This window comes from Marinococcus luteus (genome assembly GCF_034497705.1).
GTDB classification, from domain to species: Bacteria; Bacillota; Bacilli; order Bacillales; family Marinococcaceae; genus Marinococcus; species Marinococcus luteus_A.
This window is the reverse complement of sequence record NZ_JAXRUV010000001.1, coordinates 675,515-688,344: the sequence shown is the minus strand read 5'-3', so window position 1 is coordinate 688,344 and position 12,830 is coordinate 675,515. Positions and strand designations below refer to the sequence as shown.

Annotated in this window: 13 protein-coding genes; 12 read left to right on the top strand and 1 reads right to left on the bottom strand. The window is 50.8% G+C overall.

Going from position 1 to position 12,830, the window contains the following annotated elements; genetic code table 11:
* Positions 1-5 precede the first annotated feature (5 nt).
* The 12 genes from aroH (at position 6) to Q9M42_RS03445 (ending at position 11,833) form a co-directional block, all read left to right on the top strand.
* A complete protein-coding gene (gene aroH, locus Q9M42_RS03500; RefSeq protein WP_322525138.1) occupies positions 6-386 on the top strand; it encodes a chorismate mutase in 381 nt (126 codons plus the stop codon).
* Between the two features lie 242 nt (positions 387-628).
* On the top strand, positions 629-2,137 hold the full coding sequence (trpE, locus tag Q9M42_RS03495; protein ID WP_322525137.1) for an anthranilate synthase component I: 1,509 nt from the start codon (positions 629-631) through the stop codon (positions 2,135-2,137).
* Positions 2,130-3,155, top strand: coding sequence for an anthranilate phosphoribosyltransferase (gene trpD / locus Q9M42_RS03490; RefSeq protein WP_322525136.1), 1,026 nt, complete (start codon positions 2,130-2,132; stop codon positions 3,153-3,155). Before trpE ends, trpD begins: the two co-directional genes overlap by 8 nt.
* Entirely contained in the window at positions 3,148-3,930 is a 783-nt protein-coding gene (gene trpC / locus Q9M42_RS03485; protein ID WP_322525253.1) for an indole-3-glycerol phosphate synthase TrpC, read from the top strand. Before trpD ends, trpC begins: the two co-directional genes overlap by 8 nt.
* Positions 3,905-4,570 (top strand): phosphoribosylanthranilate isomerase, encoded by a 666-nt coding sequence (locus Q9M42_RS03480; RefSeq protein ID WP_322525135.1) that lies wholly within the window; start codon positions 3,905-3,907, stop codon positions 4,568-4,570. Before trpC ends, Q9M42_RS03480 begins: the two co-directional genes overlap by 26 nt.
* Positions 4,548-5,750 carry a tryptophan synthase subunit beta gene (gene trpB, locus Q9M42_RS03475; RefSeq protein ID WP_322525134.1) on the top strand — a complete coding sequence of 401 codons (1,203 nt, stop codon included), beginning with the start codon at positions 4,548-4,550 and terminating at the stop codon, positions 5,748-5,750. Before Q9M42_RS03480 ends, trpB begins: the two co-directional genes overlap by 23 nt.
* Entirely contained in the window at positions 5,743-6,567 is an 825-nt protein-coding gene (trpA, locus tag Q9M42_RS03470) for a tryptophan synthase subunit alpha (RefSeq protein ID WP_322525133.1), read from the top strand. Before trpB ends, trpA begins: the two co-directional genes overlap by 8 nt.
* Positions 6,568-6,602: 35 nt before the next feature.
* Positions 6,603-7,703 (top strand): histidinol-phosphate transaminase, encoded by a 1,101-nt coding sequence (hisC, locus tag Q9M42_RS03465; protein WP_322525252.1) that lies wholly within the window; start codon positions 6,603-6,605, stop codon positions 7,701-7,703.
* An 82-nt stretch (positions 7,704-7,785) separates the two neighbouring features.
* Positions 7,786-8,886 (top strand): prephenate dehydrogenase, encoded by a 1,101-nt coding sequence (locus tag Q9M42_RS03460; protein WP_322525251.1) that lies wholly within the window; start codon positions 7,786-7,788, stop codon positions 8,884-8,886.
* Between the two features lie 284 nt (positions 8,887-9,170).
* Positions 9,171-10,430: a tetratricopeptide repeat protein gene (locus Q9M42_RS03455; RefSeq protein WP_322525132.1), complete on the top strand. Its 1,260-nt coding sequence runs from the start codon at positions 9,171-9,173 to the stop codon at positions 10,428-10,430.
* Positions 10,431-10,481: 51 nt separating this feature from the next.
* On the top strand, positions 10,482-11,084 hold the full coding sequence (locus Q9M42_RS03450; protein WP_322525131.1) for a DUF1405 domain-containing protein: 603 nt from the start codon (positions 10,482-10,484) through the stop codon (positions 11,082-11,084).
* 71 nt (positions 11,085-11,155) lie between these two features.
* Entirely contained in the window at positions 11,156-11,833 is a 678-nt protein-coding gene (locus Q9M42_RS03445; RefSeq protein ID WP_322525130.1) for a zinc metallopeptidase, read from the top strand.
* A gap of 77 nt (positions 11,834-11,910) precedes the next feature.
* Here Q9M42_RS03445 and Q9M42_RS03440 read toward each other — a convergent pair whose 3' ends face one another.
* Entirely contained in the window at positions 11,911-12,780 is an 870-nt protein-coding gene (locus Q9M42_RS03440; RefSeq protein ID WP_322525129.1) for a YitT family protein, read from the bottom strand.
* Positions 12,781-12,830: the final 50 nt, after the last annotated feature.

The window sequence follows — 12,830 nt, the reverse complement described above, 5'->3', positions numbered from 1 at the left end:
CAACAGTGATACGAGGTGTACGGGGAGCAACAACGGTAAAACAAAACCGCGCAGAAGAGATCTGGGAGGAAACCGGCCGGGTACTTGAGGAGATGATTACGGAAAATCACATTACCGCAGACCAGGTCTCGCATATTTGGTTTACGGTCACTTCTGATCTTAACGCTGCTTTTCCGGCAAAAGCAGCAAGGGAGATTCCTGGCTGGGAGTTTGTGCCGGTAATGTGTGCCCAGGAAATCCCGGTGCCCGGGAGCCTGGAGCGGTGCATCCGCGTAATGATGACTGCGGAAGTGAATGTACCTGCAAAAGATGTGAAGCATATCTTTTTAAACGAAGCGGTAGCGCTTCGCCCGGACCTGGGTTTGACAAAGCAAAAGGATTCCTAGTAGGATAAGTATAAGTTTAGAGCATCGACAGTTAAGGTATAGATGAGCGCTGCCGTCGGAGGCAGCATAGAGAGTTAGAAGAGCAGAGGCAGAATAGCAGAGAATAGAAGATACCTGACAATACATTTAACCAAAAAATCCTGCGAAGCTATAGGCAGGGTTCTCTTCTATCATGCCTCTCTGTCCGCAGAGAGGTTTTTCTCGTGTTCTGGCATGCTTTTCCGATCAAAGGAGGAAAAACCGTGACCAAAACAACGAAGCAAGCATTCACTGACGAGTGTGCGTCCCACCGCACAATTCCCTATATGGAGCATTACTTTTCCGACACCCTCACCCCTATCGATGTGTTTCGCCACTTTCAGGAAGACGCGGTATATCTGCTTGAAAGTAAAGACGAAGCCTCTCCGTGGTCCCGTTACTCGTTTGTCGGGCTTCACCCTTCCTTCCGGATTGTAGAGCAGGGAGGGGAGTTTCGTCTCGAAAAAACGGACGGTACCCTCATACTTACAGCTTCTGATCTGGAGGACTGCATGCAGCAGGCGACAGACTATATTGATCCCTCGCTCCCGGAGGTGGATCTCCCGTTTAAAGGAGGCGCAGTCGGCGCTCTTTCGTACGATGCTGTGGAATTATTTGAGCCCAAGCTTGCCCCGGAGAGCGCTCCGGAATCACGTATACACTTTGTCTACTGCCGCACGATTATGGCGCTCGATCAGACGAATAAAGAGCTGACGATCATCTATTACGATGAACATACAGATAAAGAGCCTGAGAAACGTTTTGACGATGCAAAGGCCACGGTGGGAAAGCTTCAAAAGAGTTTGCAGAACGGAAATTCCGGATCCGCCATGTACCCGCCGCTGGAAAAAAACACAGCAGTGGACTTCAGCCGGGTTAAGTCCAATTATTCGAAGGAAGACTTCATGGAGGCAGTGGAGAAAATTAAAGAATATATTGTAGCCGGGGACGTATTTCAAACGGTGCTGTCCCAACGCTTTGAGCTTCCAACAACGGTAAGCGGATTTGACCTTTACCGGGTACTCCGCATGATCAACCCGTCGCCGTATTTGTTTTATCTGCGTCTCGGGGAAACAGAAGTGGTGGGAAGCTCTCCGGAACGGCTCGTGCAGGTGCTCGACGGCCACGTGGAAATTCATCCGATTGCCGGGACCCGCAAGCGGGGACAGACCGACACAGAAGATAAAGCACTCGAAGAAGAGCTGCTTGCCGATGAAAAAGAACGGGCGGAACACTTTATGCTCGTTGACTTGGCCAGAAATGATGTTGGCCGGATTGCTTCCTACGGCACGGTGGAAACGCCGGTGCTGCTTGAAACAGTCCGCTTCTCACACGTAATGCATATTATTTCCAAAGTGACAGGAAGGCTTTCCCCGTTTGTTTCCCCTGTTGCGGCTCTTCAGTCCGCTTTTCCGGCCGGAACCGTTTCCGGAGCGCCGAAAATCCGTGCGATGGAAATTTTAAAGGAGCTCGAGCCGACAAGACGCGGAATGTATGCCGGGGCTGTCTGCTATATGGGCTTTGACGGCAACATTGACTCCTGCATCGCTATCCGGACTATGCTTGTGGAAAATCAGACGGCAAAGGTACAGGCCGGAGCCGGTATCGTTGCCGATTCGGACCCGGCATCGGAATATGAAGAAACGCAGAATAAAGCAGCAGCTCTTCTTCGTACAGTAGCCGCTGCCGAAGCAATGTTCACCGATGAGAAGGGAGAGAATATTCATGCTTAAGGCACTGTTGAATAAATGCATTGAGGGGCATACACTGAAAGAACAGGAAGCAGAACAGGCAATGGACTTTATTATGCAGGGAGAGGCTACGCCGAGCCAGATTGCCGGCCTTATTACCATTATGCGGTTTCGGGGCGAAACCGTGGAAGAGCTGACCGGCTTTGTCCGCAGCATGCGCCGTCACGCCCTGTCTTTAGAGCATGAGGAGCCTTCTCTTCTCGATACGTGCGGCACCGGCGGCGACGTAAGTTCAACGTACAATATTTCCACCGCTTCTGCAATCGCGTTAAGCGGAGCGGGAATTAAGGTAGCCAAACACGGCAACCGTTCGGTATCATCCAAAAGCGGGAGCGCCGATGTGCTTGAAACACTGCAGGTGCCCGTACAGTCAGGACCTGATGAGGCGGTAAAAGCCCTCCAGGAAAAAGGGCTGGCCTTTCTGTTTGCCCCGCTCTACCACGTAGCAATGAAGCATGCAGTCACCCCGAGAAAAGAACTGGGTTTTCGTACAATCTTTAACGTGCTCGGTCCGTTAACAAATCCGGCGAATGCTGATATTCAGGTGGTCGGTGTGTTTGACCGGGAATATGGGGAGAAAATGGCCTACGTACTGAAAAACCTGGGTGCAAGCAGGGCTTTATTTGTTACTGGCAGAGACGGACTTGATGAAATGACGATTTCAGACAGTACGTACATTACAGAGCTTCGGAATGGTGAAATTACGAAATATGAAATTACACCGGAAGAGGCAGGGCTGAAGAGATCTCCCGTCGAAGAGGTACAGGTGGAAACAGCAGAAGAAAGCGCATTGCTGATCGAAAATATTTTTAACGGCTCAGAAACCGGGGCTGCAAAAGACATTTTACTATTAAACATGGGTGCTGCATTTTACGCTGCCGGTCGGGCAGAAACAATCGCAGACGGCGTGCAGCTTGCGGAAGAAGTCATCCGTGGAGGCAAAGCCGAACAGCAGCTGCAGCGCCTGCGGGGAAATGAGGTTAATTCAACGTATGCTTGAAAAAATACTGCAAACTAAACAGGAAGAGCTCTCCCGTATTACGGTTGGCGAGCGTCCGGACGTACCTTTTTATTCGCTGAAAAAAGCACTGCAGCAGGATCCGCCGAACGTACAGATTATTGCGGAAGTCAAAAAAGCTTCGCCTTCCAAAGGGCTGATACGGAGTGATTTCGATCCGGAAGCCATCGCCCTTGGCTATGAACGGGGAGGCGCCGCCGCCCTGTCGGTGCTGACGGATGAAACGTATTTCCAGGGGAGCAGCACCTATCTGACAGCGATCAAAAAAATCTCCTCTCTGCCTGTGCTGCGAAAGGACTTTATTATCGATGCCAGACAGGTGGAGGAAAGTGCGGCGATGGGGGCAGATGCTATCTTACTGATCGCAGAAGCCCTTGCCCCGGAAAAGCTGCACGAATTATACCAGCAGGCCTACGAGCTCGGGATGGAGGTGCTTGTAGAAGCACATTCACCCGAAAAGCTGCACGAACTTCTCCATCAGTTTACACCGGAAATTATCGGTATCAATAACCGTGATCTTCATACGTTCCATACAGAGCTCGGGCAGACAGGTAAAGCAGCTTCGTTCATACCGGAAGGAAGTGTGCTCGTGAGCGAAAGCGGCATACGTACAAACGAAGACCTCGATTATATACAGCTGCTTGGGGCAGAAGCGGCACTTGTCGGAGAATCCCTGATGAGACAGCCGGATGTACGTGAAGCGCTACTAAAACTGCGGGGAGTGAGCGACCATGCCTCCACAGACGCCGATGTTTAAAATGTGCGGCCTGCATTCCGAAAATGATGTGCGGCTTGCAGCTTCTTCCTCTGCCGCCTTTGCAGGGTTTGTATTTGCCCCGGGGAAACGGGAAGTGGAGCCGGGAGCCGTTCGCGAATGGCTGCAGACTCATCCGCTGCACGGTAAAAGGGTAACAGCCCTGTTTGTGAATGCACCGGTTCGAAAAGTGATTGCGACCGTTGAAGAAATACAGGCGGATGTGATTCAGCTGCACGGCGAGGAACCGCCGGAAGAAGCGGCGGTGATCCGCCACCGTACAGGGAAGGATGTGTGGAAAGCCCTGCCGCACGGAGAATACACTCATCAGCAGATCGATGCCTATGCGGATTACGTTGATGGTTTCATCATCGACGCTAAAATCGATGGCCGGTTCGGAGGCTCCGGCGAATCCTTCGCCTGGGAGCACGTACCCGGCTATATTAAAGCTGGAAAAGCCCACCGCCTTCCGTTATTTATTGCCGGAGGAGTTCGCCCGGAAAATGTTGAAGACCTGCTTGCGTATCATCCGGCGGGCATTGATATTTCCAGTGGGCTGGAAAAAGACGGAGTAAAGGATGCCGGCTTATTAGAACAATTAGAGAAGAGGTTGAATAGCTATGCAGCAGATATATCCCGATGAACACGGACGGTACGGGGATTACGGCGGAAAGTATGTGCCGGAAACGCTCATGTATGCACTCGAAGAACTTGAAGAAGCATTTAATGCAGCCTGGGAGGACGAATCCTTTCACGAGGAGTACCAGGATATTCTGCGTGAATATGCCGGCCGGGAGACCCCGCTGACGTTCGCAGGCCACCTGACGGAGCATCTGGGCGGAGCAGAAATTTATTTAAAACGGGAGGACCTGCTTCATACCGGTGCCCATAAATTAAATAATGCTATCGGCCAGGTGCTTCTGGCCAGACGGATGGGGAAATCAAAAATTGTTGCAGAAACAGGCGCCGGCCAGCACGGTGTGGCGACAGCGACCGTCTGCGCTAAGTTTGGGCTGGAGTGCAAGGTGTTTATGGGTGAAGAGGATATGGAACGGCAGGAACTGAATGTCTTTCGCATGGAGCTGCTGGGAGCGGAAGTGCTGCCTGCATCGTCCGGAAACAAAACCTTAAAGGACGCCACCAATGAAGCGATCCGCTACTGGGTAACAAACGTGGAAGATACGTTTTATCTGATCGGTTCGGTCGTTGGCCCGCATCCCTATCCAATGATTGTCCGGAACTATCAGCGGATTATTGGGGATGAAACCAAGCGGCAGATGCAGACGCGGTGCGGGGCTCTTCCGGATGCGATTGCAGCATGCGTGGGAGGCGGAAGCAATGCGATCGGCATGTTTTATCCGTTTCTTGAAGACAACGTAAAGCTATACGGCGCGGAGGCAGCCGGCATGGGCGTTCATACAGCTATGCACGCAGCAACGATTTCGAAAGGCACCCGCGGGGTAATCCACGGTTCGCTGACGTATTTAATCCAGGATGAAAATGGACAGATTATTGAGCCGTATTCCATTTCCGCCGGGCTGGATTATCCGGGCATTGGACCAGAGCACGCCCATCTGGCTGAAAGCGGCCGCGTGGAATACACGGGGGTGACAGACGAAGAATCCCTGGAAGCACTTTCGCTTTTAACAAAGAAAGAAGGCATACTTCCGGCGATTGAAACCTCCCATGCCCTTTACCTGGCGTTTGAAAAAGCCAAACAGATGGACAGAAGTGAACGAATCGTTATTTGTCTCTCGGGTCGTGGAGATAAAGACGTTGAAACGATCCGCCGTCGTATGGAAGGGGAGAGCAGTAATGAATAAAGCAACAAATGTGCTGACAGTGGAAGAAGCGGCAGCGCAGGCTCCTTACCCTCTGTTCGTGCCATTTATTATGGCAGGGGATCCGCATGAAGAAGCGACGATTTCGATTGCTCTTTCGCTGCAGGAGGCAGGCGCCCACATTTTAGAGCTTGGCATTCCGTATTCTGATCCACTGGCTGACGGTCCTCTGCTGCAGCGTTCAGCTCAACGCGCCCTTAAAGGTGGTATGAGTCTGAAAGGGGCTCTGCGCATGATCCGGACGATGAGAGAACGTGGGCTGACAATTCCGGTGGTCGTGTTTTCCTATGTGAATCCGGTGCTGCGTATGGGAGAAGAGACGTTTGTCAGAGAAGCGGCATCTGCCGGGGCAAACGGGGTGCTGATTCCGGACCTTCCCATGGAAGAGAGCAGCTTTATCAGTGAGCTTGCCAGGAAGAATGGACTGTCGGTCATTTCACTCGTGGCGCCGACATCTGCCCACCGCATTGAAAAAATTGCCTCCCAGGCCCAGGGCTTTCTGTACTGCGTTTCAAGTCTTGGCGTAACTGGTACGAGGGATGCCTTCCCGGACGAAGCCTATGCTTTTATCCGCAAGGTGAAAGAAGCAAGCACGGTGCCGGTTGCTGTCGGCTTTGGCATATCCAACCGCCGGCAGGTGGAGCTGCTTGACGGTGTGAGCGACGGCATTGTCGTCGGCAGTGCGATTATGAAAATCGTCGAAGAACAGCAGGAGGCACTCGTTTCAGCTGAAAAAACAGAGCGGGAGCAGGCGCTGAACGAAATTAAAACCTTTGTCTCCACGCTAATTTCGTCGTAAGATAGTAATCAGCATACAAAGACGAGGTGACAAAGTTGTATATTAAAAAACAAATCAAAGGCATGACGCCTTACCAGCCGGGAAAACCAATTGAAGAAGTGAAACGGGAGCTAGGACTGACTACCGTTCATAAAATGGCTTCCAATGAAAATCCGTACGGTGCTCCGCTGCAGGCCAAACAGGCAATCGAAGAAGCTGCTGCCGATCCGGAGATTTATCCGGATGGTTATGCAGCTGAGCTGCGTCAGGCAGTGGCCGAAGAGCTGAATGTTGGAGAAAAACAGCTGCTGTTTGGAGCCGGGTCCGATGAAGTTATTTTAATGCTCTGCCGGGCCATGCTTGGCCCGGACACAAATACCGTTATGGCAGTACCGTCGTTTTCGCAGTACAAGCATAATGCAGCCATTGAAGGAGCAGAAATCCGTGAAATTCCGGCAGTGGACGGAGAGCATCAGCTGGACACTATGCTTGAAGCGATTGATGAACAGACACGTATTGTCTGGGTATGTAATCCGAACAATCCGTCCGGCGCCTATATTAATGATGAAGCGTTTGTGGCATTCCTTGACCGGGTGCCGGAAAACGTACTGGTTGTTTCGGATGAGGCTTACATTGAATATGTGACCGCAAACGATTATCCGGATACGCTGAAGCTGCTGCAGGAGTACCCGAACCTTCTTCTTTTGCGCACCTTTTCAAAAGCTTACGGACTGGCATCACTCCGGGTTGGCTACGGCGTGAGCCACGAAGAACTGATTCAGTCCCTGGATCCGGTCCGGCCCCCGTTCAACGTTACAGCTGTGGCCCAGCGGGCGGCAACGGCTGCCTTGAAGGACCGCACCTTTATTGAAAAGTGCCGGGAGAAGAATAAAATTGAACTAGATAAAATGACGTCTTTCTGCGAAGAGCAGGGACTAGACTATGTGCCTTCCCAAACCAATTTTCTGCTGATTCATACAGGAGTTGCAGGAAGCGTAGTTTTTGACGAAATGCTGAAAAGGGGAATCATCATCCGCTCAGGCGAAGCTCTCGGCTATCCGGAATCGATTCGTGTAACGATAGGAACCGAGGAGCAGAATGAAGCTTTCCGCCAGACGCTGAGTGAAGTGCTTGAACATCAGCAGGCCAGGCTTTAGCGGACAACATCTGGAATCCGGCTCCGCTCGGGGCCGGGTGTTTTTATGTATGGAAACAAAGAGAGGCCTGGAGGGGAAACAGATGCAGAAAAAAGCAGCAGTTATCGGGCTGGGACTGATCGGAGGGTCAATTGCCCTTGCCATCAAACAGGAACATCCCGGTGTTTATATTACAGGAACAGATGTAGATGAAGCCCAGACTAAGCTCGCGGTCTCCCTGAATGTTATTGACGAGGCAGCCCCGGACCTGGAAAAGGCTGTAAAGGAAGCAGACCTGGTAGTGCTTGCCACTCCGGTTGCCACCACGGAAAAATTGCTCGTGCAGCTGGCCGGCATGGCTTTAAAGCCGGGGGCCATCATTACCGACGTCGGAAGCACAAAAACATCGATCTGTGAGCAGGCAGATGTTCTTTCGGGAAAGAACGTTCATTTTATCGGCGGCCACCCAATGGCCGGATCACATAAAAGCGGTGTCCATGCCGCCCGGGTCCGTCTGTTTGAAAATGCCTACTACGTGCTGGTGCCAAACGGTCCTGGTTCTTCTGAAAAAATTGGTGAGATCAAAGATTGGCTTCAGGGCACGCAGGCAAAGTTTATAGAGCTGTCCTACGAGCAGCATGACCTGCTGACGGGCGTAATCAGTCATTTTCCGCATATCGTAGCCTCAGCACTTGTGCATCAGGTGAAGGGAATGGAGGACGAACAGGCCTGGGTGACAAAGCTCGCAGCCGGCGGTTTCCGGGATATTACGAGAATCGCTTCAGCCAGTCCGGAAATGTGGACCGATATTCTATTGAAAAATAATGACGTGATGCGGCAGCTGATGGAAGACTGGAAGCAGCAGATGAGTGCCATTGAACAAATGCTTGCTGCGGGGGATAAAGAGCAGATATACCAGTTTTTTGAGCATGCAAAATCCTATCGTGACGGTCTGCCTGCGAAAAAGCAGGGAGCCATCCCGTCCATTTATGATCTGTTTGTCGATGTGCCGGACCACCCCGGCGTTATTTCGGACGTAACCGGAATTCTTGGACGTACCGGCATCAGTATTATCAATATACGGATCCTTGAAACGAGAGAGGACATCATGGGTGTGCTGCAGCTGACCTTCCGTACGGAAGAAGATCGGCGGGCCGGCATGCAGCAGCTCGAAAAGCACGATTATGAATCCTACATCGGTTAACGGAAAAAAGAATAGAAAAATAGGAGAGAAGCATTGACAACGCTTACAATTACGTTATACTAATATTAGCGTATGGTTTCTCTCCACTCCTATCCATACTCTTTATCTTAAAACTAGCCGATGTGGCGGCACACCTGATGAGTAGACATCAGGTGTTTTTTTTGTTTTTGTAAACGTTATCATAACGGGCAGGGGGAAGGTTTTCTGTTCGTCACAGCGGGCAATGTTTGCTATAATTACAAAGTGCTAAAAGAGATTTACCTGGAAGAAAGGTTGTTGACGGCGTGAATTTAGAAACGATCCTCGAAACGATAAGAAACGGCGATACGGAAAAAGGACTCGAAGAGATGGAGAAATACAGCCACTCTGCGAACGATCAGGAAAAATACGATATAGTGGAAATGTATCAGGAGCTGGGACGCTCAGATAAGGCTCAGCCACTGATTGAAGACCTGCTCGGACGCTATCCCGATGAGGGGGCACTGCTGACGACAGCAGCCGAGAATGCGATTGATATGGACGATGAAGATGAGGCGATTGAATGGCTGCTCGAGGTGAAGGAGTCAGACGAAGAATATTTGCGGGCGCAGTTGCTGCTAGCTGATTTGTACCAGATGCAGGGGCTCGATGAAGTAGCGGAGCAAAAGCTGCTCGATGCCCTGAAGCAGAGTCCTGAAGAGCCGGTGCTGCTTGCCGCTGTTGGAGATTACTATTTATCCCGGGGAGACTACGCTAAAAGCATTCCTTATTTAAAGCAGGCTGAAGGCGCCGGATTTAAATTTCCGGATGGCAGCCTGAGTCTTCGTCTCGCTGAAGCATACAGCGTGACCGGCTCGTTTGAGGACGCATTGAGTTACTATGAGGCTGGACTGAAGGAACATACTGAGCTCCATGCCTTGTTTGGATACGGCTATACGGCGCTTCAGGTCAGCGATTATCAGCTGGCTGCAGAGAAATTCGAAGAGCTGCGCAACATGGACAAAGACTTTGTGGCACTCTATCCGTATCTCGTGCGAAGCTACGAAGGGCTCGAAGAACATGAAAAAGCCCTGGAAGCAGCAAAGGCCGGCATTAAAGAAGATGAATACAATGAAAATTTATACACCGAGGCCGGAAAGCTGTATATGGCGCTTGGCAATGAAGAAGAAGGAGAAAAACACCTCAAGGAGGCACTTGCTTTAAATCCGGCACATCTTGAAGCGGCGAATGCGCTCCTCAGCATGTGGATGGAGCAGGAAGAGCCGGAGGCGATGATTGACCTGATTGATCATTTATACGAAATGGGAGAGCCGGATGTGCGTTTTCAGTGGTACTATGCCCGCGCTAAAAACCTCCAGGACGAACCCGCCGAAGCGAAAGAAAAATACGAAGAAGTGTACAGCGTATATCAGGAAAACGAAGTATTTCTCGAAGAGTACGGCCGCCTGCTGCTTGAACTCGGCTACCGGGAGAATGCGCTGAAGCACCTGGAGCAGGCTTCAGCCCTGCAGCCGGACAACACAGAGCTTCAGCTTTTGCTTGAAGACCTTCGCATGAGCGAGTAAAGACACGAGCCTTGTGTCTTTTCCTACATATAAAACGAGGCGGATGATACAGTGAAACAGCTACTTGGATGGTTTGGAACGCCTTACGTGTTAATCCCTCTTTTTATTATTAATGCGCTCGGGACCATTTACGGCTACATTTGGTACGGCCAGCAGCTGCAGCAGACGCCGGCTGTATTTCTGCCCTTCGTCCCGGACAGTCCAACAGCAAGCCTGGTTTTTACAATCGTTATCGGGCTGTACATTATCGGCAGAAGGAGCGGACTGGCGGAAGCATTCGCTTTTATAACGCTTGTAAAGTACGGGCTTTGGGCGGTAGGAATGAACGTGTTTTCCGGCGTAGCCGGGGAGACGCTCAGCTGGCAGCACTACATGCTTATTGCCTCTCACGCAGGCATGGCACTGCAGGCTTTTTTGTATCTGCCTTACTACCGGGTAAAGCTTTGGCATATAGGAGCAGTAGCGGTATGGACATTACATAATGATGTGATTGACTACGTTTTTGGAATGTATCCCTGGGTCTCAGCGTCGCTTGAGCCGTACATTTCCTTAATCGGCTACGGGACGTTCTGGCTGAGTATTATTTCTGCAGGGGTTCTGCTCTGGTGGAGACTCAGCCCCGGCCGGACAGAGCTTTGGCTCATGGAAGAATAGAGCAGAATCTTTGACATTATACCCCCGTCTGCATACAATATAAGTATATATAAATGGAGGGATGAGAAAAAATGGGAATGCTTCTGTTATATTTAGCAGCGCTTATCCTCATTCCGCTTTGGGCACAGTCCAAAGTGAAAAAAGCATACAAAAAATATTCGAACGTAAGTAATTCCTCCGGGATGACAGGTGCCTCCGTGGCAAAGAAAATCCTGGAGGAAAACGGCATCTATAACGTACGCGTAGAGCCTACCAAAGGAAAATTAACGGATCATTATGATCCTTCGAAAAAAGTCGTCCGCTTGTCGGAGGATAACTATTACAATTCGACAGTAGCGGCTCAGGCGATCGCTTCCCACGAGGTGGGGCATGCGATTCAGGATGCGGAAAACTATGCGTTTTTACGATTCCGTTCCTCGCTGGCTCCAGTGGCTTCGACTGGCTCCAACCTTTCCTTCTTTTTAATTCTTGCCGGTATTTTACTGCAGTCGACCGGCATGTTTCTGGCAGGCATCGTGTTTTTCTCGGCCGCTGTTCTGTTCCAGGTTGTCACCCTTCCGGTGGAATTCAATGCGAGCAGCCGCGCCATGAATCAGATCGTTGCGACCGGTATTATCAGCAACAATGAAGAGCGGGAAACGAAAAAAGTGCTCGATGCTGCTGCATTAACGTACGTTGCAGCCGCTCTGGTAGCTGTGCTGGAACTGGGGCGTTTTATCGCCATGTTTCTCATGACAAGCGAAGAATAGCAAAAAACACCTGCCCGGTGACCGGTGCAGGTGTTTTTTATGTGTTGCGGCTGATGAAAATACATGGCTGAGTCGCCTTACTGCAGCGGGTTTTTGTTTTCATCGAGAGTGAACCCCTCACCGATAACATCCTGGACATCGTTAACTGTAACAAAGGCGTGAGGATCCACCCGTTCAACAAGGTGCTTCAGACGCATCAGCTCGTTTTTGCCAACGACGCAGTAAAGAATCTCTTTTTCCTGACGGGTGAAGCTGCCCTTACCGTTTAATATAGTTGCTCCGCGGTTCATCTCCTGCAGAATGGCGTCAGCTACTTCCGGAGCCTGGTCGGAAATGATCATAGCGGCTTTTCCGGAATACGCCCCTTGCTGAATGAAATCAATGACGCGGGCAGCCACGAACACAAACACGAGTGTGTACATCGCTTCCCGGTAGTCTAAATACAAAAGAGAAGCGGTTATTACAACAGCATCGAACATAAACAGCGAGCGTCCCATTGTCCAGCCGAATACGTTACTCGCGAGCTTGGCGATAATGTCAGCTCCTCCGGTGGTTCCACCGTACCGGAAAACAATCCCGAGGCCCGAGCCGACAAAAACACCGGCGAACAGGGCTACAAGAACAAGATCATCCTGAAGCGGCAGATGGAGAAGCTCGACCTCCTGGAAGAGCCATAAAAATAAGCTGACTGCCGCCGTGCTTATTAACGTATAGACGAAGACGTGCCGGCCGAGCAGACGCCAGCCCAGAATTAGGACGGGAATGTTCAGCACGAGGTTGCTGAAGGCAGGGTTGATATTGAATAAATTATAAAGAATTAGGGTAATACCAGTAAAGCCGCCGTCCGCTAGCTGGTTTTGCATGTTAAAATAGACAAGTCCAAAACTCATAATAGCAGAGCCGAGCACGACAAAAAAGATATTGCGGGTATGTATCCAAATGTTCATGATGGTTCCTCCTCTCCGGCCGGAAAGCTTGTATCAACCGTTACATTATA

What these genes read in the sequence shown, in the direction of transcription:
- trpD (WP_322525136.1), top strand. Translation starts at nt 2,130, where the DNA reads ATGCTTAAGGCACTGTTGAATAAATGCATTGAGGGGCATACACTGAAA.
- Q9M42_RS03480 (WP_322525135.1), top strand. Translation starts at nt 3,905, where the DNA reads ATGCCTCCACAGACGCCGATGTTTAAAATGTGCGGCCTGCATTCCGAA.
- Q9M42_RS03440 (WP_322525129.1), bottom strand. Translation starts at nt 12,780, where the DNA reads ATGAACATTTGGATACATACCCGCAATATCTTTTTTGTCGTGCTCGGC.
- Q9M42_RS03460 (WP_322525251.1), top strand. Translation starts at nt 7,786, where the DNA reads ATGCAGAAAAAAGCAGCAGTTATCGGGCTGGGACTGATCGGAGGGTCA.
- trpB (WP_322525134.1), top strand. Translation starts at nt 4,548, where the DNA reads ATGCAGCAGATATATCCCGATGAACACGGACGGTACGGGGATTACGGC.
- trpA (WP_322525133.1), top strand. Translation starts at nt 5,743, where the DNA reads ATGAATAAAGCAACAAATGTGCTGACAGTGGAAGAAGCGGCAGCGCAG.
- trpC (WP_322525253.1), top strand. Translation starts at nt 3,148, where the DNA reads ATGCTTGAAAAAATACTGCAAACTAAACAGGAAGAGCTCTCCCGTATT.
- Q9M42_RS03445 (WP_322525130.1), top strand. Translation starts at nt 11,156, where the DNA reads ATGGGAATGCTTCTGTTATATTTAGCAGCGCTTATCCTCATTCCGCTT.